The sequence below is a fragment of the Rhodopirellula sp. SH410 genome (genome assembly GCF_055811895.1).
Map to the genome: position 1 here is coordinate 3,489,978 of NZ_CM147949.1, position 22,375 is coordinate 3,512,352.

Consider the following 22,375-nt stretch of genomic DNA (forward strand, 5'->3'; position numbering starts at 1 on the left):
GACGTTCACTGTCCTCTTTGACACCTCCCGCTGGATACTCACAGGTTTCACCAGGCGGTGTCGGCCAAACCAATGGCCCCGGGCCTCGCCAACTACTTGACGACGAACTGCTCGTCGGCGGACCACCTGAACTACTGGAGGAACCGCCCGCACTCGACGAGGAAGAACCCGTTGAGGAACTGCTACTTGAGTTAACCGAGCTACTTGACGAAGACCCGCCGGACGAGCTGCTGCTTGATTGACCTGGTGACGCCGAGGAGCTACTGCCTGAGACACCCGAACTACTCGACGACGAACCGGCGGATGAACTGCTGCTCAAGCCACTGCTTGATGAAGATCCTGGCCATGAGCTGCTGGACGACATTCGCTGACTTCCCGCGATTGAAGTAAAGGGGCGTAATCGGTCGCAAACCCATTGTTACCGTGTCAATTCCAGAAGACAACCTCAGCGGAGAAGATTTCTGACGATGCCGTCCAGTGATTCCGAATCATGCACCAGAATACGCAGCCAATTCGCCGAAAAAGTTTTTCCAGTCACCCAACGTTGACTCCATCGACCAATGCGACGCGAGCCAGTTGCGGGCTTCACGGATCATCGCGTTCATAGAGGGCTCAACATCGCGTTACCGCGAGAAAGACGCAGAGATAGCGAGCGACGCATCCGCCAATGAAAAACAGTCACCTCTCGGATACCGCGTCAACGCCGTTTCGCTCCGGTGCAGGCGTTGGGCACTGCTTATTGAGTCCTGACACCCTTTCCTCGTCCGGGCTTAAATCATGCGGCGACGTCCTGTCGCCGTCGTTCAGCGATCTATCGGAGGGCGGCGGCCTCCAGCCGAAACAGCCGCGACGCACTTCGTGTGCGTCGCCCGGTCGCTGCGTTCACCGGAAGAACCAACGCCTGGGCGGCTTCGTGCCGCAAGTGTGGCGGACTTCGTGTCCGCCAACGAAAAACGGCAGCCTATCGGCTACCGTTTCAATGCTCAACACCGGTGCAGTTTTTGGTTAATCGGTACCGGACACGAATGGCATTGTCTACGCTTTTTACGAGCATTTCGGCGGACCCGTAGGTGTTACCGACCTCGCTCTGATCGCATTTTACGGTCTTTTCCTGCCGAATTGTTGTCGTAGTCACGGACTGTTCTTACACCGGTAATTCGGTAGGCAGCAGCCCGCCGCCCGCAGACCAGAGCCTTGCCCCCCGCGCCTCGCAACCCGCCCCCTTCAACTAAATCGTACCCCGCCTCTCCCCTCGCCCCCCGACTCACTTTTCAGGCAGTCGGTTCGCGATCATTCGAATCCCTGACTCGACCAACTATCCTGCTGGACTTTTCTACTTCAAGTTCAAAAGCCAGCGCCCGTGCGAGCCAGAATCTTCCGCTCTCAAGCAGAACGTGATGAGTTCCTGCTGGAGCTCAAGCTCACCCAGTGCCCCCACTGCAAGAAAGTCGGCGCGCTCAATCGCCATGGGTCCTTGCGCGGATACGACGAGAACAACTTCCGCCACAAATCTATCCGGGCACGAAGGGTCTTCTGTAGCAACCGAAATCAAGCCGCCGGATGTGGACGCACCTTCAGCGTGTGGATTGCTGACAAAGTCAAACGACTCTTTCTCAGTGCAGAGCAACTCTGGGCATTCCTCAACCAGGCCGCCGCGACCGGCAACAAACGCAAGGCATTCAAAAAGCTCAATAGCAGCATGAGCGATTCGGCACCCTATCGAATTTGGAAACGATTGCAAGATGCACAATCCGCGATTCGGACCGCACTGTCGACCATGTGCCTGCCGCCAAAAATCGATAGCTCACAGCCCAGCAACACGCCCGCTGAGAGCACACTCGCTCATCTGATCAAAGCCTTCGCTGGCCACACGCTCAATCCCATCGCCGCCTTCCAGCTCACACTGCAGACCTTCTTCATCTGACACGCTGCGGCCGCACCTCAGCAGGCCGATTCGGTCCGTGATCACACGGCAACCTGTCGATCCTGGCCAGCATCGTCTGCCTCGGATGGTCGATTTGCCATCGTAGCTCACGCTTGCGAAATTCTTTTTTCTGCTCGACAACACAACCCGACGATAGATCCACCGCCGACCGCACTTAGACTCGCCTGCGAATCGATTTCATGAATCGATTTCGTTCAATCAAAAGTCAAAAACCAGCGGAGCGGTCCATGAAACGACCATCGATCTACGTCAAAATGAAAGTCCTCGGAGCGATCGAAGTCGCCCCCGGAAAAACACGTCACGAGAGAATCCACAACGTCGCGGCGATGACGTTCCTGGACGACCAAGGAGACCCACACCAGTTCACCTGGCGGACCATCCAAACGTGGTACTAAGCACGTCGGGTGAATTTATTCGGCATAATTAAAAAGCGTAGGCATATACGACACTTCTCCAAACTCATTGAGTGTTTTCGTAAGTGTGTTTAGCAGTGTACTGAAGCGCTCCCAGGCGCCAGCGGGGAGCAGTTGGTACTTGAGTTTTTTCCAAAGCATTTCAATTGCATTCAGCTCTGGACTGTATGGCGGCAGATGGTAGATGTAGAGTCCTTTCTCTGCCCAGTCTTCCATGCGAGTTTGAAATGCTCCGCTCGTGTGGACTGAGGCATTGTCAAGGACCACAACAGTTGGACCGTCGATTGTTTGGCAATAATCATCGAAAATTGCAATCACCATTTCGCTGTTCACGTAGCCTTTGTGGAGATAGGTGTGGGTTTCACCGTCTTGACCCTGAAACCCAATCGCTTGAACGTTGCTGCCGTGTGCCCCGGTTACGGGTATTTCGTAGCGTCGACCGATCGGTTGCCATCCGTAGGGAACAACTCCTTTGAGCGAGAAACCCGCCTCGTCAAAGTAAACAACGTTCAAATCCGGTTCTTCGAGAAACTCGGCTAGCTCTTCCTTGGCCAATTGAAATTTCTTTTCATCCCGTTTTTGCCGCAAACTTCGACGATAACGTTTCCAACTCAGCCGAAACCGCCTCGCGTATTCTCGCAGAGTGGGTCGCTTGATTTCCTTGCCGGTTTTTTCTTTCAGCTCTTTCAGCACCTTGGCTGGTCGATTCGGGTATTTTCGAAGTAGTCGCCGGAGAGTTTGCTGCTCTGAGGCGTTGAGTATCGGCGGCGCACCGGGATGCTCGGAGTCTTCAAGTGCGTCGGGGCCGCCTTCTGAAAATCTGTCAATCCAACTGGATACCGAATCTCGATCCACGCCAAAGATATCGACAAGGGAACTTATTTCGTACTGTTGGTCGCTGAGTAAGATTGCGTGCGCACGAACTCGCGTATAGTGGCAATGATGACTTTTCCACATTTCCGTCAGTTGCTGTTTTTGCTCGACTGAGCCAATTTGTGCGAATTTTGTAGAGGGGCGTGCCATTTGAATCTCCCGGTTCGTGAAACAGGGAGAAACATGATGCTTCGCATAATCTCGACCATCGAGCATTTGCTAGCAAATCAGAAAGGATTCCCAACTCAACATGGGTGCAAAAAGCTTGCCAGTTATACCGAAATACTTACCCAGATGTGCTTACCGCTACAAAAACGACGGCATCACCGGCATGAATGCTTCACCGCGAGCCGACAAAGGCAAGCCACGCAAGGTCACGCCCGAAGAAGTTCTCGAAGCGATCAACACCGCGCTGCCGCACTTTGTATCTGCGAAAACGGGGCACAAGAGGACGCCCACCAAGTCAGCCGTCTATCGGTTCTGCATTGAAAAGGGACTCCTGCACGCTAGCCAGATCGCTCTGACCACGTTCTGCCGCTTCGTCCGTGAGTACGAATTACTCAAGGACGATCCAGGCGAAAATCGACGCCGACTCGCCTTCAGCATGCAGTACGCCAACCAACTTTGGCAGGCCGATACCATGTTCGGACCGCACATCGGTGGCCGGCAAGCCAAGCTGATTGGCCTGATCGATGACGCCAGTCGTGTGCTCTGTCATGGCGAATTCTTCTTCGAAGAGAACACCGATTCGATGATCAAGGCGCTTCGCTCGGCCTTCTACAAACGAGGCTTGCCCGAACAGCTATACGTTGACAACGGCTCGATCTACTGCAGCCAAGAGATCACGCTGATCTGCGCCCGCGTGGGCTGCATCCTTCGTCACACCGCCGTTCGAGACGCCGCCGCGAAAGGGAAAATCGAACGCTTCTTTCGTCGCGTGCGTGATCAATTTCTAATCCGCAAACTCGACCTCTCCTCGATCGACGCTCTCAACAAACAGTTCACTCACTGGGTCGAACACGACTACAACGCCACTGTACACACGACCCTCGGTATGAAGCCGATTGATCGCTTTGGTGTGGATCTTTCTCGGATCCGATTTCTCTCGCCATCGGAGGATACCGACGAGTTGTTCTACGCCGAGGCGACTCGCAGTGTCAAAAAGGACAACACGTTCAGCTTCCAAGGCGAGCGTTACGAAACTCCGATCGACTTGCGTGGCAAGAAGGTCACGCTGCGGCATGAGCGACATCACCAAGGTGTGGTCGTCGTCTACGAAAACGATCGACGCATCGGCAAGGCCCGGTTGCTCGATGCCGTCGCCAACGGCATGAAACGCCATAAAGACTCATAAATGCCCGGCAGCCAATCCACCGTGATCCAACTCCTTCTTTTTCCAAAAGTCCACCTCACCATGATCCGTTCTTACTTCGGCTTGTCCGAAAATCCCTTCGCGCTACGCGACATCCAACTACTACAACATCAGCAGGAAATCCATGACACGCTCCGAGTCCACAGCCAACAAGGCGGCCTATGTCTGGTCGTCGGCAGACCCGGCACCGGCAAATCCGTGATCAAAGAATCGCTCAAACGACTTCCCGAGAAAGAGTACTTGGTCGCCACGGTTGCACGCACACTGCACACCTATACCAATACAGTAAAAATCCTCTGTGAAGCGTTTCGGATTGAGTTTGAAAGCTCGGCGTTCAAGTGCGAACGCAAGCTGATCCAGCAAGCCTTCAGCCTCAATCGCAGTGGCAAGATGCTCGTCACGGTGATCGACGATGCCCATCTGATGGCGATGGATAACCTTCGCCGACTACGACTCCTCTTGGAAGATTTCCCGAAGAATCACAACCTGATTCTGGTCGGCCAGCCGGAGTTGCTCGCCGATCTGGACTTGGCGGTCAACCTGGATTTGAAAAGCCGGGTGACGTATTCGGTGATCACCAAGCGGTTGCACGACGATGTGATGCGCGCGTTTATCGAACGTGAACTCGATTCGATCGGTCTAGCGCACAGCACGTTCACTGCTGGAGCAACGGAGTTGATTATCCGCTCTGCCGATGGAGTGTTGCGCAAGTGCCGCAACCTGTGCTTAGCGTCGATGCTCGAAGCGGTCCGAGCCGCCGCTGGAACGACGATCGATATCGACTTGGTCAATCGCGTGTTGCTTCAACCGCACTGGCAAAACGAAGTCGACCTAACAGATTTTTAAGACCCAAAAATGCTCCCTCCCCTCCCTCTAACTCCAGGCTTCTGTTATGAAGATGACGAACGACTTACTCCGCGCGATCCGCAACGATCTACCGATGAAACTGACGATCGTTCGGCTCGGCCAGCACGGTCCGATAGCGAAACAAAGCGACGGCTACTTCCGTTTCCAATGCCCATCGTGCAAAGAACTTCGAGCGACCGTGAACCCGAAGAACAATCTCGCTCATTGTTTTAGCTGCGGCCAGAACTACAACAACATCGATCTGATGATGACGCAGGGCCACGACTTCTTGCCGGCGGTCGACATCCTGAGCAACTGGCTTGTGCAATACCAAAGCGACCTCGGCCAAAGAAAGTCTTCGGCCTAATCAGTCAATCGCATCGGCCCCCAGCCAAAGCTCTTTCAATCAGTGCGACCGCTTTGCCCAAGCGATCGCACTTTTTTAATGCGCTGAGCACACACGGCTCCGAGCACACACGGCTCCGAGCACAACAGGTTCGAGCACAACAGGTTCGAGCACAACAGGTTCGAGCCTCGACTCGGTCGCTCCTATCGCACAGCCCCGAAACACGCTCTCCAGAATTCTCAACAATTCGGCAAAAGGACCATTTCGGGCTTCAAATCCCTACAGTCACAATTCGGCAAAAAGTGCGACCGCAATTCGGTCGGTAACAGTTTGGCTCCGTAAGTGCTCTAAATTCAGCGTGCATTTGATTGATCGAATATCCGGTTCGATCTGCCATCGTCCTTCGTAGAGTGCGCCAATCCAACTCGCGTTGGCGGATTCATGTTCGAGTATTGTCGTGGCTACCGTGAAGCCTTCGCAGCGAGCACCGGGAACTGCCGGAGCAACATCAACAAGTCGTATCGGTAACGCCTCAGGGATTTTTCGATACTCACGCTTGCCCATCCACTTCGGCCGCTTCGGACGGTCCCATACGACGATGCGTTCACTCTCGTTGAGTGCCTGCGCACCTTCCGGATGATCTTCGCGTTTGTGGTGATTTTTCATGACAACTTCGACGCCCATCATTGCACACATCGCGACAAGCCAGTACGTGCAGTAGTAACAGTCAGCAGTCAGGACATCGCCCGCACGCAAGGAACCTTTTATTTGACGAAGCAGAGCAGTTTCGCCGGTTTCCTTTCCACTGTACGGTGCCATTGCCAAATCGCTCAGTAAACCGGTTGTCATTGAAATGAGCGTGACGCAACGTAGAATGGGAAACCCAAGCCCTTCCTCCTGGACCGGATTTTGAGGATATTTCTTTTGATTCTCCGGCGTGTCGGGGGCATCGACTGTGAACCCATCAACACTGATAAAACGTCCCTTGATGGCCATCGACCGGATGCCCGCAATCACCCTCGGACTCATCTGGTCTTCGCACTGATCTGCTTCAAGAGGAACTCCAAGATCATCAAAAGCATTCGTTGCAAGCTCAGCTCGCGAGGCGAGTCTACACGCTAGCTTCTTGATCGCACTGACTGGAATCTTCTGCTTAGCTCGACAGTAGTTGCCAGCGTTCTGCGCAACGACTCGTCCTTCAACTTGCGCATAAAGCGAGACGACTCGCCCAGCAGCAGCCTTCACAGATCGCCCCGTTCCACTGAAGAGGAACTGAGAGATCATCGCCCACAACGTGATCGCAGGCGTGAACACATCTTCGTAGGCATTTCCAAACTCGATTTCTTCTTCGCTAAAAACATCTTTGACGAACGAGTCATCGATGATTTCGGTCAACGGCAACGCCGTCGACTGAATCATTGATCGCTTGAAAATACTGAAGCAATCCTTCGAGTCAACTGATAGAATGGACATGACCCTTCCTTGGTCGATTTCCTGAAAGTCCCCAACCAAGGAAGGTCACGTCATCGCCAAATTATATCGGCCGATCGGGTCACGCCAATCTCAATATTCATTTATCGGTGACAATCCGTTGAAACTTCGAATCGCGAAGGAACGCGATTTTTGGTGCTGCGCGGTGGTCGACCTCCGCTGAGCAAAAGTACTCGAAAACCGCGTAGACAATGCCATTCGTACCGGACACCTTAATCTTGTTCACCTTAATCTTGTTCAGGGGCTTTCTTCGAACGGCGATGCAGTCCTTCCGTTAAACTCGGACGATCACTATGGCATAATCGCTTGTGTTCTTTCTCGATAATATCTTCTATCGCTGAATCAAAACGTTTATTGATGCTGGGAGGGATCATCGGAAACCAATGCCAGGGCTCATCTCCATCCAGGAAACGTGCTGGGCATTTCTCCAAATCGTTGAGCTCTTGACGAATTAAGGTAAACGCATTTAGCAAGCAATCAAACGAATCTGTTCCTTTAGCTTCGTACGCCTGTGCGCTCTCTAATTTGATCACGACCTTCGTGGTCCATAGATGTGCTTTCTGCACTGGTTCGTATAAGGAAACCTCGCCAGTCCGATCGTGATAATGTAAGACACGTGACGCGATTATTTTCGCGGAGGATATTGAATTCATTAATCACCGAATACGTAATAGCAGTAGTTGTCCCAGTTAGTCTGACTCTGGTAGACGTGCCGCCAACACTCCGCTCTCGCTTGCGGGCTAGCAAATCCGTTGCAGAAACCACCGCGAGCGTTCTCGCCAGTTAGACCTTGGCATTTGTCCAGTGAGTTCTTCGGTTTTGTTGGCTCGCGATCGGAATCGCAAAGCCAATAAAAATCATGTGTGTACCCCTCCTTCAATTCGCATTTTCGTGCAAGGCAAGTCCCGGCCGCGAATCCTCCGCAGAACGCGGCCAAATGCGGAATTCGCCTTAAAACTAAGCGGCAAACACCTCCACCTACCACAGGTTTCACTGGTCCACCCGGAGGCACATTCGGAATGTTCGGTGAATAACTCGGCCCGCCCGGAATCGGATGATGGGTCGGAATCGTTGTTGTGCCACCGGGTAACAAGCCTGTTTCTAGACCCCAAGGATCTATAGCTGACAACGCTCTACCTGAAACGTATTCGTATAACCCGTAACGCGACCCCTCGTACCCAATTGGGTCTCTGGAGCTAAACCTGCCCAACTGAGCGTCGTACCAGCGGTTACGGAAGTAATACAGTCCAGCATTGGGTGTCCACTCGCGAGTGGTGTACGTGTAGTGCACGCCGTAGCTACTTGTTACCGACCTCGCTCTGATCGCATTTTACGGTCTTTTCCTGCCGAATTGTTGTCGTAGTCACGGACTGTTCTTACACCGGTAATTCGGTAGGCAGCAGCCCGCCGCCCGCAGACCAGAGCCTTGCCCCCCGCGCCTCGCAACCCGCCCCCTTCAACTAAATCGTACCCCGCCTCTCCCCTCGCCCCCCGACTCACTTTTCAGGCAGTCGGTTCGCGATCATTCGAATCCCTGACTCGACCAACTATCCTGCTGGACTTTTCTACTTCAAGTTCAAAAGCCAGCGCCCGTGCGAGCCAGAATCTTCCGCTCTCAAGCAGAACGTGATGAGTTCCTGCTGGAGCTCAAGCTCACCCAGTGCCCCCACTGCAAGAAAGTCGGCGCGCTCAATCGCCATGGGTCCTTGCGCGGATACGACGAGAACAACTTCCGCCACAAATCTATCCGGGCACGAAGGGTCTTCTGTAGCAACCGAAATCAAGCCGCCGGATGTGGACGCACCTTCAGCGTGTGGATTGCTGACAAAGTCAAACGACTCTTTCTCAGTGCAGAGCAACTCTGGGCATTCCTCAACCAGGCCGCCGCGACCGGCAACAAACGCAAGGCATTCAAAAAGCTCAATAGCAGCATGAGCGATTCGGCACCCTATCGAATTTGGAAACGATTGCAAGATGCACAATCCGCGATTCGGACCGCACTGTCGACCATGTGCCTGCCGCCAAAAATCGATAGCTCACAGCCCAGCAACACGCCCGCTGAGAGCACACTCGCTCATCTGATCAAAGCCTTCGCTGGCCACACGCTCAATCCCATCGCCGCCTTCCAGCTCACACTGCAGACCTTCTTCATCTGACACGCTGCGGCCGCACCTCAGCAGGCCGATTCGGTCCGTGATCACACGGCAACCTGTCGATCCTGGCCAGCATCGTCTGCCTCGGATGGTCGATTTGCCATCGTAGCTCACGCTTGCGAAATTCTTTTTTCTGCTCGACAACACAACCCGACGATAGATCCACCGCCGACCGCACTTAGACTCGCCTGCGAATCGATTTCATGAATCGATTTCGTTCAATCAAAAGTCAAAAACCAGCGGAGCGGTCCATGAAACGACCATCGATCTACGTCAAAATGAAAGTCCTCGGAGCGATCGAAGTCGCCCCCGGAAAAACACGTCACGAGAGAATCCACAACGTCGCGGCGATGACGTTCCTGGACGACCAAGGAGACCCACACCAGTTCACCTGGCGGACCATCCAAACGTGGTACTACCGCTACAAAAACGACGGCATCACCGGCATGAATGCTTCACCGCGAGCCGACAAAGGCAAGCCACGCAAGGTCACGCCCGAAGAAGTTCTCGAAGCGATCAACACCGCGCTGCCGCACTTTGTATCTGCGAAAACGGGGCACAAGAGGACGCCCACCAAGTCAGCCGTCTATCGGTTCTGCATTGAAAAGGGACTCCTGCACGCTAGCCAGATCGCTCTGACCACGTTCTGCCGCTTCGTCCGTGAGTACGAATTACTCAAGGACGATCCAGGCGAAAATCGACGCCGACTCGCCTTCAGCATGCAGTACGCCAACCAACTTTGGCAGGCCGATACCATGTTCGGACCGCACATCGGTGGCCGGCAAGCCAAGCTGATTGGCCTGATCGATGACGCCAGTCGTGTGCTCTGTCATGGCGAATTCTTCTTCGAAGAGAACACCGATTCGATGATCAAGGCGCTTCGCTCGGCCTTCTACAAACGAGGCTTGCCCGAACAGCTATACGTTGACAACGGCTCGATCTACTGCAGCCAAGAGATCACGCTGATCTGCGCCCGCGTGGGCTGCATCCTTCGTCACACCGCCGTTCGAGACGCCGCCGCGAAAGGGAAAATCGAACGCTTCTTTCGTCGCGTGCGTGATCAATTTCTAATCCGCAAACTCGACCTCTCCTCGATCGACGCTCTCAACAAACAGTTCACTCACTGGGTCGAACACGACTACAACGCCACTGTACACACGACCCTCGGTATGAAGCCGATTGATCGCTTTGGTGTGGATCTTTCTCGGATCCGATTTCTCTCGCCATCGGAGGATACCGACGAGTTGTTCTACGCCGAGGCGACTCGCAGTGTCAAAAAGGACAACACGTTCAGCTTCCAAGGCGAGCGTTACGAAACTCCGATCGACTTGCGTGGCAAGAAGGTCACGCTGCGGCATGAGCGACATCACCAAGGTGTGGTCGTCGTCTACGAAAACGATCGACGCATCGGCAAGGCCCGGTTGCTCGATGCCGTCGCCAACGGCATGAAACGCCATAAAGACTCATAAATGCCCGGCAGCCAATCCACCGTGATCCAACTCCTTCTTTTTCCAAAAGTCCACCTCACCATGATCCGTTCTTACTTCGGCTTGTCCGAAAATCCCTTCGCGCTACGCGACATCCAACTACTACAACATCAGCAGGAAATCCATGACACGCTCCGAGTCCACAGCCAACAAGGCGGCCTATGTCTGGTCGTCGGCAGACCCGGCACCGGCAAATCCGTGATCAAAGAATCGCTCAAACGACTTCCCGAGAAAGAGTACTTGGTCGCCACGGTTGCACGCACACTGCACACCTATACCAATACAGTAAAAATCCTCTGTGAAGCGTTTCGGATTGAGTTTGAAAGCTCGGCGTTCAAGTGCGAACGCAAGCTGATCCAGCAAGCCTTCAGCCTCAATCGCAGTGGCAAGATGCTCGTCACGGTGATCGACGATGCCCATCTGATGGCGATGGATAACCTTCGCCGACTACGACTCCTCTTGGAAGATTTCCCGAAGAATCACAACCTGATTCTGGTCGGCCAGCCGGAGTTGCTCGCCGATCTGGACTTGGCGGTCAACCTGGATTTGAAAAGCCGGGTGACGTATTCGGTGATCACCAAGCGGTTGCACGACGATGTGATGCGCGCGTTTATCGAACGTGAACTCGATTCGATCGGTCTAGCGCACAGCACGTTCACTGCTGGAGCAACGGAGTTGATTATCCGCTCTGCCGATGGAGTGTTGCGCAAGTGCCGCAACCTGTGCTTAGCGTCGATGCTCGAAGCGGTCCGAGCCGCCGCTGGAACGACGATCGATATCGACTTGGTCAATCGCGTGTTGCTTCAACCGCACTGGCAAAACGAAGTCGACCTAACAGATTTTTAAGACCCAAAAATGCTCCCTCCCCTCCCTCTAACTCCAGGCTTCTGTTATGAAGATGACGAACGACTTACTCCGCGCGATCCGCAACGATCTACCGATGAAACTGACGATCGTTCGGCTCGGCCAGCACGGTCCGATAGCGAAACAAAGCGACGGCTACTTCCGTTTCCAATGCCCATCGTGCAAAGAACTTCGAGCGACCGTGAACCCGAAGAACAATCTCGCTCATTGTTTTAGCTGCGGCCAGAACTACAACAACATCGATCTGATGATGACGCAGGGCCACGACTTCTTGCCGGCGGTCGACATCCTGAGCAACTGGCTTGTGCAATACCAAAGCGACCTCGGCCAAAGAAAGTCTTCGGCCTAATCAGTCAATCGCATCGGCCCCCAGCCAAAGCTCTTTCAATCAGTGCGACCGCTTTGCCCAAGCGATCGCACTTTTTTAATGCGCTGAGCACACACGGCTCCGAGCACACACGGCTCCGAGCACAACAGGTTCGAGCACAACAGGTTCGAGCACAACAGGTTCGAGCCTCGACTCGGTCGCTCCTATCGCACAGCCCCGAAACACGCTCTCCAGAATTCTCAACAATTCGGCAAAAGGACCATTTCGGGCTTCAAATCCCTACAGTCACAATTCGGCAAAAAGTGCGACCGCAATTCGGTCGGTAACAGCTACTGACCGCTCGCGGCGTGAAGTCGGCTTCGAAAATTCTTAGGTTGCCATACGGGTCGTATTCGTAGCGTTCTTGCACGCTACCCGAATCGCTCGCTACCGCCGACGTATTCCAGTTGGCATCGGCCAAATAATACAGTCGCTCGCCGAGGAGTCCGCCGGAGGGCGAGATGTCGCGGTCTCGGAGGACGAGATCGTCGATGTAACGCATGCCCCACACGTATTGGCGGCGTGGGGTGTTGGAGGTGTCGACGTGTTCTTCGACACACTGCCACGCGTCGGTGAAATAATAGTCACGCGTCTGAGCGAGTGTTCCCGAGTTGTACTCTTTGGCAACGATGCGGAAGTTGCGACCATCGAACTGGTTTTCCAGTAACACGTTCGAAGTCGCGTCATCAACTAGCTTCGTCATCCGGTTCCAGGCGTCGAACGTGGCCGTCATGGTCGCGTTGGTCCCGAGGTCGGGACGCGGGTTGGTCGTCGTGTTGCCGTTCTTGTCGTAGACTGGCGTGGCCCAGATGTCGCTCGGCGTGTTGCTGATATCGGTGATCTCGTTGACTTCGTTCGCAGTGCGCGTTTGATTGAAATCCCAGGTGCCGTCGCCGTTCTTGTCCTGCCGGAACTCTATCCAGTTACCCGTCGGATCGAGCGTCCAGCATTGCGCCGAATCAAGCGAGGTGATCGCGGTGTGCGTGCCATTGAGCTGGCCACGTTGGGTGGACTGCAGGCGATCGAGCCCGTCATAGGCATACAGCCAATCGTGCTCGCGGTTGGGATCGGATGGGTTTTCTCGCCATGTGCGATTGCTGGCTCGATCATAGCCGTACGCGATCCGCGACAGGTCGGTGCCCGCCGAGACGTCTCGCCAACGAACGTCTTTCACCCGACCGAAGCGATCTAAACCGCTGTAGATGTCGCCAGTGTCCGGGTCGGTCGCAAGGGTTGGGGAGATCAGCGTGTAGCGCAGGTCGGGCTGGGGGCTGTCTTGTTGGACGAACGTTCCCAAACCCAGGTATTCGTAAGCGGCCAAGACGGTGGTATCGTCATCGATCAGGCTGGACACTTGGTTTAACTTATCGGTGATCGAACCCGTTGCGCCGTAGTTGCGCGTGATCGTTCGCCCGTTGGGATACGTGATCGATGTAGGGCGAATCGTGTTATTACTGCCATCGGCATAACTCATCGTGAGGTTGGGCGTCGTGCCAGGAGTGACGGTGCCAGCGTGCGATTGGCCGGTATCGATGGATTGATTAAACTCGTTGAACGCGAAGGTCACCTCGTTGACAACGCTGCCGCTGCCCACGGCAGCGTTATCCAGCGACGTGATCCGCGCAAGGTTGCCGCGGACATCGTAAGCCCGCTCGATTCGCCGCACGCTGCCGTCGACGTCCGCACCGAGCGTGGTCACCCGGTCTTGCGTGGGGCGGCCCAGTGCGTCATGGTCGAACTGGTGGACGGTTCCGTTCTGATCGCTGAGCGAGATTTCTTCGGATTGGCGGTTGTAGGTGTGGGTGATTCGGTCGGAAGGGCCAGTTGAATCGGGGTAGATCTCGCGGCGTAGCAGGCTGCTCGACGCGATCGCGCTATCTGAAAGTGTGGTCCCATAAATGTACTGGGTCACCTGATTACCGGTGGAGGCGTTGACGGCGGTCAGCGTTTTCAGATCACCATCGGGTGTGTAGGCGAACTGCACGGTTTGGTTTTGGTCATCCGAGCCCGTACACGCGGTGCCGGTGCTCGAACTTGTCGGTGGATCGACGACGTTATCGATCGTCTCGGTTTGGCGGCTGGCCGCGTCGTAGAGCGTCCGCGAGAGCTTGCCAGCGGGGTCGATGCTGTCGCGCCGTCGGCCCGCGTTATCGTAGACTTGCTGCGAAACCAGGATCGTATCGCTGCTGGCGGGGATCGTGGCCGAACGGGTCAGGTCCGTGCCACCGTTGGTTCCATACGCCGCCGATGCAATCGGGCGACCCAGGGCATCGGGGTAGCTCGCTGAATATTGAACGCGGGCGTTTGGAGTTGCAACCGGAGTGCCCAACGCGCCTGTCTGGGAGGCCGGGGCATTGTGGTAACGCTGCCGCGTGGAGGTCTGGATCGTGTTGCCTCCATCGTCATAAACCATGTCAGCCTGTGAGAGGATCACGTCGCCGTTGACGTTCAATGCGTCGGTATAGGTTGTGTCGTTTCCATACCCAACGTACGAATGGACCATCCAGCCCACACTGTTGTAGGCTTTTTTGGTAAAGCTGTTCGAACCTCCGAAGATGGATTTGATAAGGTTACCCAGCGCATCGAACCAGTTGTTGCTGGGGATCGGGTTGCCGACAGAGCCATCGTCGGGATCGACCGCATAGCGAATGATTTGGTATACCCGTCCCTGGTTGTCGTACTTGGTTTCGGTTCGCGTGACCAAATTGCCACTCGTGGAGGCATTGTAGTGATCGGTCTGAATCACCCGGTTCAGGTTGTCGTAGATGACTCGTTCGAAGGCATCGAGTTCCCCGTCAGTGTCGACCCGCCGGTTGCGCCAGTCACAAGTGAATGTCGTGGTGCGCGTGTTGACGCCATCGACGTAAGCAATCTGACTGGTCAGGTTATTATCGCCCCCGTCATTACCGTTGTCGAAGACAGAGCCGCTGATCTGGACCATGTTGTTGCCCGAGGCACCGCCACCGGTCGGGTCCGACTCGGTGGAGCCAGTATCGTTGGTACCCACGTAGATCGCCACAATGTTGTCGCGAACGTCGTAAACGCGTTGAGACTTCGTGCCGCCGGGCGAGACCTGCAAGTTCTGCCGCTTCTGGCTATCATAGCCGTAGGTCGTCTGGTCGTAGTTCGTCCCACTGGCCCCGTCGCCGGAGGCCGGGATGGTGTGATAGACACGCATTGAGGAGACGAGGCAGCAATCGGTGTACTGCCAAGTGGTCAGGCTCGTGAACGACGCTTGCGAGAACGTATCGGTGGGCTGCAGACGGCCCGAGGTTGATCCGCGCGGCACTTGGATCTGCTCCAAAATATTCCCGCGTGCATCCCGTTGCTGGATGTTGACCGGGTTGATCAGCGTGTAGGTGTAAGCAGGTGCCGTTCCGGTGGCGTAGCCGCTGGCGGTCCACGTCGCGTGCTCAGCATCTTTGTAAACCGTCCAGTGGGCACGTCGCACCGCAGTGGCTGTACCGCCGATGTCGATCGTGTGGACTGGCCCCAGTTGCTGGGTCGTTCGTCCCCGTGAATCGATCTCGTAATCAGAAGTTAAGTGTTTTCCACCGCCGCTCGGTGTGCTCCAGCCCGATGGCACGCCCGAGAGCAACGAGGTGTCGGCATCGACGATCCGTTGCAGCATCGCTCCGAGGACCTGGTCATAAAACATACACGTGATAAACCCGCGCGGGTCCAGCAACCACGTCAAGTTCCCCCGTTCGTCATACACTTGCTGTTGAGTCGTCGCGGTATTGGGGCCATTCTGGGCTGTCGTCACCACAGGTAACGTCACCGTTTGCTGCTTGACTTGGACCGTGTCGATATACCACTGGTAGCTATAGGTCGTATCAAGCCGATCGGTGCCCGCATCGTCAGGGAACTGAGTCTGCTTGGAGATCGGATAGATCGTGGCACCACCGCCCGTTCGCTCGGTGTACTCCAGCTCGCTTTGGAGGATCGGCGTGCCGCCGCTGCCCTGCTTCAGTGACGTCGATTTCAGGTAACCAGCAGCGGCACCACTTCCCGTGGTCGCGTAGTAACTGCGCAGCTTGATGAGACCCTCTGCGGATCGCAGCGTGATCCCCAGGTCCGCCTCACCCGAATCAAAGCTGATCACGGCCGAGGGCAATGCCACTTGGAGGAGACGCCCCGCATCATCATACGCGTTGGCGGTCAGCCACTGATCTGCCCCGGAGGTGAACGCACTGAGCAGCCCCTGTCCGATGAAGTTGGTATAGACCGTATTCACCGAACCGCCTGGACGAGTCTCGGTGGTCTTGCGGCTCCAGTGATTGTAGCCGTCGACGTTCGGACTTTGCTCGTACGCAAAGCTGTACGTGAGCGAACCGCGATCAACGATCTCTTTCGTCACGCGGCGCTGCGAATCATACTCAAAGTAGTACTTCGAGTACTGCAAGAGCACGGCGTTACTAACCGCGTGGGGTCGAGTGAATCGGCCAGCAGATCCTCGTAACCATCTGGCTCGACGACGTATCGCAAGCCGTGCTGGAAGCCTTTGGGATCACCTGTTTTGTAGTAGCGATAGTAACTCTGTTTGACATTGACCCAGGTCGCCCCGGAAGGCTCCTGAATACGAACACGCATCAGGTCACCTGAAGACCCAAAGCTGTTCGAACCGTCATAATACTCGTAAGTCACGCGGCGGATGTTGACCCAGCCGCTTGCATTGACCTGCCGGCGGTAGGTCACCGAGGTGGTGAGTCCCATTGCGTCAAATTTGTATTCGAATTGCGTGGTGGTTGTGTCACTTCCCTCGACCGTCTCACGCTGAATCGTCTGGATTCGACCCGAGGACGAATACGCAACGACATCGGTCTGCTGTCCCGAAACATCGATCATGCCGGTCAACTGACCTGGCAGTGGCTGCGAAGCGGGAGCAGCCGAAGAGGACGAAGTCGAGCCGCAAGGCTCATTGCCAAAGTCTTTGAAGAACCAGACCTCACCGGAGGGCTGGGTGAGGACGTATCGACGCAGATCGCAGTCGTGAGTCAGCGAGGACTTACCGCCGTAGCGTGGCATGAAGGAAACATCTCCACCGGATTCGACGCGGTCAAACCACAATGCGTTGCGCGTACTGCGAACAAACGCGATAGCTCCGTCTGGCCCTTTGAGCAAGTAAGGCCACGCTTCGACGAGCCAATTATAGCCCAAACCAACCTCGTTCTGGCCCTGGAGTTGATTACTGTACTGCCGTCGCTGTGCCCAGGGACCGCCAGCACCCATGGCCTGCATATCAGTGACGGCAAGTTGCAACTCACCGTTGAAGTATCGCACGGGCGCACCACTCTGGCCCGGGACGCCATCAACGTCTGTCGCACAGGGGCTTTCTGGCGGTAGCGGGCATGTACCTGAGTCGTCAGAACCACTACCTACTGATCTCGCCATGCTTCCACCGCCACTGGAAGACTTCAACAAATCACCTGAAGGGAGATCACAAGGCTCGTCTGGCGGAACCGGATCAACCAAAGGCCCTGGGCCCTGCCAATTGCTTGACGACGAACTGCTCGTCGGCGGACCATCTGAACTACTGGAGGAACCACCCGCACTCGACGAGGAAGAGCCCGTGGAGGAACTGCTACTTGAGTTAACCGAGCTACTCGACGAAGTCCCGCCGGACGAGCTACTGTTCCCATGGGATGAGCTGCTCGAAGAAGCTTCCGGGGACGAACTGCTTGAGTTGCTCGAACTGCTCGACACCGAACCGGTGGAAGAGCTACTGCTTGATTGACCTGGTGACGCCGACGAGCTACTGCCTGAGTCAGTCGAACTACTCGACGACGAATCGGCGGAGGAACTGCCGCTCCAGCTACTGCTGCTTGATGAAGATCCTGGCCATGAGCTGCTGGACGACATTCGCTGACTTCCCGCGATTGAAGTAAGGGGCGTAATCGGTCGCAAACCCATTGTTACCGTGTCAATTCCAGAAGACAACCTCAGCGGAGAAGATTTCTGACGATGCCGTCCAGTGATTCCGAATCATGCACCAGAATACGCAGCCAATTCGCCGAAAAAGTTTTTCCAGTCACCCAACGTTGGCTCCATCGACCAATGCGACGCGAGCCAGTTGCGGGCTTCACGGATCATCGCGTTCATAGAGGGCTCAACATCGCGTTACCGCGAGAAAGACGCAGAGATAGCGAGCGACGCATCCGCCAATGAAAAACAGTCACTTCTCGGATACCGCATCAACGCCGTTTTGCTCCGGTGCAGGCGTTGGGCACTGCTTATTGAGTCCTGACACCCTTTCCTCGTTCGGTGCATATAATGGCACTGCTTTTTTTAACTCCCCTCAACCCCTTCGATCGGCGTCCGTGCCGCAAACGTTGGCGGACTTCATGTCCGCCAAAGAGAAACGGCAGCCCATCGGCTACCGTTTGAAACCCGAAACTCGAGCCTGACCCCACGCGAAATGTTTCCCGCTTGAACGTCGTTTCACTCCGGTTCATCTGGCAGTTTCTCCGAAACTACCCCCGTCGCCTTTGATCGGTTGTCGTCGCCTTTGATCGGTCTCTACCCCCCTTCCCCTTTGATCGTGTTCAGCCAGTGAACGGTTACTCCGTCTCCCGAAGCAAGCCAGCTATCTGTGGCCCCTGCGAGGAGACGGACGAATCCGCTTTATCAATTGGACTCCTCCCATGAGAATCACGAGCATGCACGTCGGCACCCGCATGGACAAGCAACCTCACCATATCAAGGTTCTGCTTTGTCACTGCGAGGTGCAATGGCGTAATCTTATGCGGACCATCGACTACAACAGTGGGGAACGAGTCGGCTTTTGCTCCTGATTTAACTAGCAATTGGGCCACCCAAACTGTCGATTCGAGATTTTCGTGTCGCCGCGCTAACAACCACAGCGGCGAGTATCCCTGCAAAGTCGACGCATTGGGATCGGCACCCTTTCCAATCAAGTATGCCGCAAGCATGTCGTTGCCCATGGCAATTGCAACCGTTAATGGGGTCCACTCGTCACCGTTGCGAATCAGTGGGCTCGCATTTAATTCTCGTACCTGATGCCGACTGTCAATAGTCAAATTATCAAGAGCCAAAATCGCCATCGATAGCGATTCTCCGGAAGCGATCGCTCTCACCGCCTTGCCAGCACCTTGATCGGGCGATTCACCAGACACGTTCAACGTGACAACAATTCCTAAAACACCGAGCAATCGAATTCCCATCTGGTACGATTCTCCAGGTTGCTTCAGCGTTAAACAAAGATCAAAAAGCACCGTCAATTGCATCATCCAAATCTTCCTGGAATTCTGGGTCTGCGTTAGGTATTTCGCTAGGACCTAAAGGACTCAAAGGTGGGTAAGGTGTATTGCCTGCTAAAGGCTCAGGCTCAGTATGATCGCGATTGTTCGAGCGAAGGACTTCGAGACGATTCTCAATAAACGTCTCAAATCGCTCTTCTTCTACCCGACAGTCTTCACCATTCATGCACCCCATATCGCTCAACCGTTGATCCGTCAGCGACTTGATGTACGAATTCATTCCATTCACGTAGTTCTGAACATGCCGCTGCTCATGTCCATAAATTTCAGCAGGATTCATACCGAGTGATCGTATGTTGTCGACATCCAAGAAAATGTGAAAGCTCATTTCAACCGAACATTGCAATTGATTGGGGTCACAACAGTCATCGGTACGGTCACACGATGAACATTCACAGTCGAACGAAAACGATTTAGCGGTGTACCCAGTTGCTCGTAAGCCAGGCACCACCTGAATCACTTTATTCGACCAGGGTACACCTTTGGGCGATGATGCTGGCGAATAAGTAGCTGAGATGCTTGAAGAACATGGGGCAAATCCCATCGCATCCATCAAGGATAAAGGCTTACTCCCTGCATACTCATAAATGTTTCTACCGCCCACATACCCGATCGGGTCTCTGGAGCTAAACCGTCCCAATTGCGCGTCGTACCAGCGGTTACGGAAGTAATATAGCCCGGCATCCGGCGTCCAGTCGCGACTGGTGTACGTGTATTGAACGCCGTAACTGCTGGCCGCTCGCGGCGTAAAGTTAGCCGCGAAGATGCTCAGGTTGCCGTACGGGTCGTACTCGTAGCGTTCTTGCACGCTACCTGACTCACTCACTACTGCCGTCGTATTCCAGTTGGCATCGGCTAGGTAGTACAGTCGCTCACTCAAGAGTCCTCCCGATGGCGCGATGTCGCGGTCTCGGAGCACGAGATCGTCGATGTACCGCATCCCCCACACGTATTGGCGACGTGGCGTGTTCGACGTATCGACGTGTTCTTCGACACACTGCCAGGCGTCGGTGAAGTAGTACTCACGCGTCCGAGCGAGTGTTCCCGAAGTGTACTCCTTGGCAGCGACGCGGAAGTTACGGCCGTCATATTGATTTTCGAGCAGCACGTTTGAGCTGGAGCCGTCAACGAGCTTCGTCATCCGGTTCCACGCGTCAAACGTCGCCGTCATGGTCTTGTTCGTGCCAAGATCCGGTCGCGGGTTGGTCGTCGTGTTACCGTTCTTGTCGTAAACGGGTGTCGCCCAGATGTCGCTCGGCGTGTTGCTGATATCGGTGATCTCGTTGACTTCGTTCGCCGTGCGCGTTTGATTGAAATCCCAGGTACCGTCTCCGTTCTCGTCCTGCCGAAACTCTTTCCAATTACCAGTCGGATCGAGCGTCCAGCACTGAGCGGCGTCGAGCGAGGTGATCGCGGTGTGCGTGCCATTGAGCTGCCCACGGTGGGCGGACTGCAGGCGATTGAGCCCGTCATAGGCGTATAGCCAGTCGTGTTGCCGGTTGGGATCCGACGGGTTTTCTCGCCAGATTCGGTTACTGGCTCGGTCATAGCCGTACTCGATCCGGGATAGATCGGTGCCTGCCGAGACATCTCGCCAACGAACGTCTTTTACCCGACCGAAGCGATCCAAACCGCTGTAGATATCACCAGTGTCGGGATCCGTCGATAGTGTCGGTGAGATCAGCGTGTAGCGGAGATCTGCCTGCGTGCTGTCCTGTTGGACGACCGTGCCGAGACCCAGGTATTCGTAGGCGGCTAAGACGGTGGAGTCATCATCGACTAGGCTGGACACCTGGTTCAGTTTATCGGTGATCGAGCCACTGCTGCCGTAGTCGAGCGTGACTTCTCGCCCGTTGGGATAGAGCGTGGCGGTGGGACGCAGCACGTTCCCGCTGCCATCGGTGTACGACCGTCCCACGCTGGGTGTCGAGGCGGGGTTGACCGCGCCGCTATGCGACTGGAACGTTTTCGTCACTTGTCCGAACCCATCGAACTGCCGGGTGATTTGATTGACGATCGAGCCGCTGCCGACCGACGCGTTATTATAACAGGTCACCGCGGACACATTACCGCGAACGTCGTAGGTTTGCTCTACCCGGCGGATGGTTCCGTCGACGCCTGCGCCCAAGGTGGTCACCCGGTCCTGCGTCTGACGACCCAGACCGTCGAAGTCGTACTGGCGGGTCGAGCCATTTTGATCCGTGAGGCTGGTCCGCTGCGACTGGCGGTTGTACGTGTAGCTGACGCTATCAGACGTGCCGGTTGAATCTGGATAAATCTCACGACGCAGAAGGCTGCTCGACGCGATCGCGCTGTCTGAAAGCGTGGTGCCGTAGATGTACTGCGTCACCTGATTGCCGGTAGAGGCGTTGACGGCGGTGAGTGTTTTGAGATCACCATCGGGTGTGTAGGTGAACTGCACGGTTTGGTTTTGATCGTCCGAGGCCGTGCACGCGGTGCTAGTGCTCGAACTGGCCGGAGGATCGACCACGTTATCGATCGTCTCGATTTGACGACTGGCCGCATCGTAAATTGTCCGCGAAATCTTGCCGGCAGGGTCGATGGTGTCGCGCAGTCGACCCGCGTTATCGTAGACTTGCCGGGAGACGAGGACCGTATCGCTACTGGCGGGAATCGTGGCCGAACGGGTCAGGGCCGTGCCACCGTTGGTTCCATACTCCGCCGAGGCGATCATGCGGCCCACGGCGTCCGAGTAGCTCGCTGAGTACTGAACACGTGCATTGGGCGTCGCCGAGGGAGAGCCCAACTCACCGGTCTGGGCGGCCGAAGCATTGTGGTATCGCTGCCGCCTGGAGGCTTGGATCGAGGTTCCCGCATCGTCGTAAGCTGTTACCGACCTCGCTCTGATCGCATTTTACGGTCTTTTCCTGCCGAATTGTTGTCGTAGTCACGGACTGTTCTTACACCGGTAATTCGG

At 55.4% G+C, this 22,375-nt stretch carries 20 protein-coding genes; 11 read left to right on the forward strand and 9 right to left on the reverse strand.

Annotated elements, in window-relative coordinates; all coding sequences use genetic code 11:
- Positions 1-17: 17 nt before the first annotated feature.
- Positions 18-242: a hypothetical protein gene (locus tag SH410x_RS12795; protein ID WP_473676879.1), complete on the forward strand. Its 225-nt coding sequence runs from the start codon at positions 18-20 to the stop codon at positions 240-242.
- 39 nt (positions 243-281) lie between these two features.
- On the opposite strand, the gene SH410x_RS12800 is transcribed toward SH410x_RS12795, so the two are convergent.
- Complete coding sequence (locus SH410x_RS12800) at positions 282-416, reverse strand: hypothetical protein (protein ID WP_473676880.1); 135 nt, start codon at positions 414-416, stop codon at positions 282-284.
- A gap of 944 nt (positions 417-1,360) precedes the next feature.
- On the opposite strand from SH410x_RS12800, the gene SH410x_RS12805 reads away from it, so the two are divergent.
- A complete protein-coding gene (locus SH410x_RS12805) occupies positions 1,361-1,924 on the forward strand; it encodes a hypothetical protein (RefSeq protein WP_473670638.1) in 564 nt (187 codons plus the stop codon).
- 248 nt (positions 1,925-2,172) lie between these two features.
- The gene (locus SH410x_RS12810; protein ID WP_473676881.1) at positions 2,173-2,340 is read left to right on the forward strand and encodes a hypothetical protein; all 168 of its coding nucleotides are present in this window, start codon (positions 2,173-2,175) and stop codon (positions 2,338-2,340) included.
- Positions 2,341-2,355: 15 nt separating this feature from the next.
- Here SH410x_RS12810 and SH410x_RS12815 read toward each other — a convergent pair whose 3' ends face one another.
- The gene (locus SH410x_RS12815) at positions 2,356-3,447 is read right to left on the reverse strand and encodes an IS630 family transposase (protein WP_473668492.1); all 1,092 of its coding nucleotides are present in this window, start codon (positions 3,445-3,447) and stop codon (positions 2,356-2,358) included.
- 115 nt (positions 3,448-3,562) lie between these two features.
- On the opposite strand from SH410x_RS12815, the gene SH410x_RS12820 reads away from it, so the two are divergent.
- From SH410x_RS12820 to SH410x_RS12830, 3 genes are read left to right on the forward strand one after another with little or no spacing between them, the layout of a single operon-like run.
- Complete coding sequence (locus SH410x_RS12820) at positions 3,563-4,585, forward strand: DDE-type integrase/transposase/recombinase (protein ID WP_473676882.1); 1,023 nt, start codon at positions 3,563-3,565, stop codon at positions 4,583-4,585.
- 60 nt (positions 4,586-4,645) lie between these two features.
- Entirely contained in the window at positions 4,646-5,449 is an 804-nt protein-coding gene (locus SH410x_RS12825; RefSeq protein WP_473670642.1) for an AAA family ATPase, read from the forward strand.
- A 46-nt stretch (positions 5,450-5,495) separates the two neighbouring features.
- Positions 5,496-5,816, forward strand: coding sequence for a hypothetical protein (locus tag SH410x_RS12830; protein WP_473670643.1), 321 nt, complete (start codon positions 5,496-5,498; stop codon positions 5,814-5,816).
- Between the two features lie 264 nt (positions 5,817-6,080).
- Here the strand turns inward: SH410x_RS12830 and SH410x_RS12835 are convergent, their stop codons facing one another.
- From SH410x_RS12835 to SH410x_RS12845, 3 genes are all read right to left on the reverse strand, one after another.
- On the reverse strand, positions 6,081-7,268 hold the full coding sequence (locus SH410x_RS12835) for a transposase (RefSeq protein ID WP_473676883.1): 1,188 nt from the start codon (positions 7,266-7,268) through the stop codon (positions 6,081-6,083).
- A 245-nt stretch (positions 7,269-7,513) separates the two neighbouring features.
- Positions 7,514-7,819 carry a hypothetical protein gene (locus tag SH410x_RS12840; RefSeq protein ID WP_473676884.1) on the reverse strand — a complete coding sequence of 102 codons (306 nt, stop codon included), beginning with the start codon at positions 7,817-7,819 and terminating at the stop codon, positions 7,514-7,516.
- Between the two features lie 119 nt (positions 7,820-7,938).
- Positions 7,939-8,577 carry an RHS repeat-associated core domain-containing protein gene (locus SH410x_RS12845; RefSeq protein WP_473676885.1) on the reverse strand — a complete coding sequence of 213 codons (639 nt, stop codon included), beginning with the start codon at positions 8,575-8,577 and terminating at the stop codon, positions 7,939-7,941.
- A 301-nt stretch (positions 8,578-8,878) separates the two neighbouring features.
- On the opposite strand from SH410x_RS12845, the gene SH410x_RS12850 reads away from it, so the two are divergent.
- The 4 genes from SH410x_RS12850 (at position 8,879) to SH410x_RS12865 (ending at position 12,139) form a co-directional block, all read left to right on the forward strand.
- A complete protein-coding gene (locus SH410x_RS12850) occupies positions 8,879-9,442 on the forward strand; it encodes a hypothetical protein (RefSeq protein ID WP_473670638.1) in 564 nt (187 codons plus the stop codon).
- Between the two features lie 248 nt (positions 9,443-9,690).
- Positions 9,691-10,908 (forward strand): DDE-type integrase/transposase/recombinase, encoded by a 1,218-nt coding sequence (locus SH410x_RS12855; RefSeq protein ID WP_473670640.1) that lies wholly within the window; start codon positions 9,691-9,693, stop codon positions 10,906-10,908.
- A 60-nt stretch (positions 10,909-10,968) separates the two neighbouring features.
- Positions 10,969-11,772 (forward strand): AAA family ATPase, encoded by an 804-nt coding sequence (locus SH410x_RS12860; RefSeq protein WP_473670642.1) that lies wholly within the window; start codon positions 10,969-10,971, stop codon positions 11,770-11,772.
- Positions 11,773-11,818: 46 nt separating this feature from the next.
- A complete protein-coding gene (locus SH410x_RS12865; protein ID WP_473670643.1) occupies positions 11,819-12,139 on the forward strand; it encodes a hypothetical protein in 321 nt (106 codons plus the stop codon).
- A 250-nt stretch (positions 12,140-12,389) separates the two neighbouring features.
- Here SH410x_RS12865 and SH410x_RS12870 read toward each other — a convergent pair whose 3' ends face one another.
- Together SH410x_RS12870 and SH410x_RS12875 are read right to left on the reverse strand one after the other, a co-directional pair.
- Entirely contained in the window at positions 12,390-16,568 is a 4,179-nt protein-coding gene (locus SH410x_RS12870; protein ID WP_473676886.1) for an RHS repeat domain-containing protein, read from the reverse strand.
- Positions 16,514-17,440: a hypothetical protein gene (locus SH410x_RS12875; RefSeq protein ID WP_473676887.1), complete on the reverse strand. Its 927-nt coding sequence runs from the start codon at positions 17,438-17,440 to the stop codon at positions 16,514-16,516. Before SH410x_RS12875 ends, SH410x_RS12870 begins: the two co-directional genes overlap by 55 nt.
- 109 nt (positions 17,441-17,549) lie before the next feature.
- Between SH410x_RS12875 and SH410x_RS12880 the strand changes: the two genes are divergently transcribed.
- Entirely contained in the window at positions 17,550-17,894 is a 345-nt protein-coding gene (locus SH410x_RS12880) for a hypothetical protein (protein ID WP_473676888.1), read from the forward strand.
- An 823-nt stretch (positions 17,895-18,717) separates the two neighbouring features.
- On the opposite strand, the gene SH410x_RS12885 is transcribed toward SH410x_RS12880, so the two are convergent.
- Entirely contained in the window at positions 18,718-19,407 is a 690-nt protein-coding gene (locus SH410x_RS12885; protein WP_473676889.1) for an ankyrin repeat domain-containing protein, read from the reverse strand.
- Positions 19,382-22,204 (reverse strand): RHS repeat domain-containing protein, encoded by a 2,823-nt coding sequence (locus SH410x_RS12890; protein WP_473676890.1) that lies wholly within the window; start codon positions 22,202-22,204, stop codon positions 19,382-19,384. Before SH410x_RS12890 ends, SH410x_RS12885 begins: the two co-directional genes overlap by 26 nt.
- Positions 22,205-22,375 lie beyond the last annotated feature (171 nt).

Excerpts from the sequence above, each read along its gene's own strand:
- SH410x_RS12800 (WP_473676880.1), bottom strand. The coding sequence starts at position 416 with ATGGGTTTGCGACCGATTACGCCCCTTTACTTCAATCGCGGGAAGTCA.
- SH410x_RS12810 (WP_473676881.1), top strand. The coding sequence starts at position 2,173 with ATGAAACGACCATCGATCTACGTCAAAATGAAAGTCCTCGGAGCGATC.
- SH410x_RS12815 (WP_473668492.1), bottom strand. The coding sequence starts at position 3,447 with ATGCTCGATGGTCGAGATTATGCGAAGCATCATGTTTCTCCCTGTTTC.
- SH410x_RS12820 (WP_473676882.1), top strand. The coding sequence starts at position 3,563 with ATGAATGCTTCACCGCGAGCCGACAAAGGCAAGCCACGCAAGGTCACG.
- SH410x_RS12825 (WP_473670642.1), top strand. The coding sequence starts at position 4,646 with ATGATCCGTTCTTACTTCGGCTTGTCCGAAAATCCCTTCGCGCTACGC.
- SH410x_RS12830 (WP_473670643.1), top strand. The coding sequence starts at position 5,496 with ATGAAGATGACGAACGACTTACTCCGCGCGATCCGCAACGATCTACCG.
- SH410x_RS12835 (WP_473676883.1), bottom strand. The coding sequence starts at position 7,268 with ATGTCCATTCTATCAGTTGACTCGAAGGATTGCTTCAGTATTTTCAAG.
- SH410x_RS12855 (WP_473670640.1), top strand. The coding sequence starts at position 9,691 with ATGAAACGACCATCGATCTACGTCAAAATGAAAGTCCTCGGAGCGATC.
- SH410x_RS12860 (WP_473670642.1), top strand. The coding sequence starts at position 10,969 with ATGATCCGTTCTTACTTCGGCTTGTCCGAAAATCCCTTCGCGCTACGC.
- SH410x_RS12865 (WP_473670643.1), top strand. The coding sequence starts at position 11,819 with ATGAAGATGACGAACGACTTACTCCGCGCGATCCGCAACGATCTACCG.
- SH410x_RS12880 (WP_473676888.1), top strand. The coding sequence starts at position 17,550 with ATGCTTCCACCGCCACTGGAAGACTTCAACAAATCACCTGAAGGGAGA.
- SH410x_RS12885 (WP_473676889.1), bottom strand. The coding sequence starts at position 19,407 with ATGATGCAATTGACGGTGCTTTTTGATCTTTGTTTAACGCTGAAGCAA.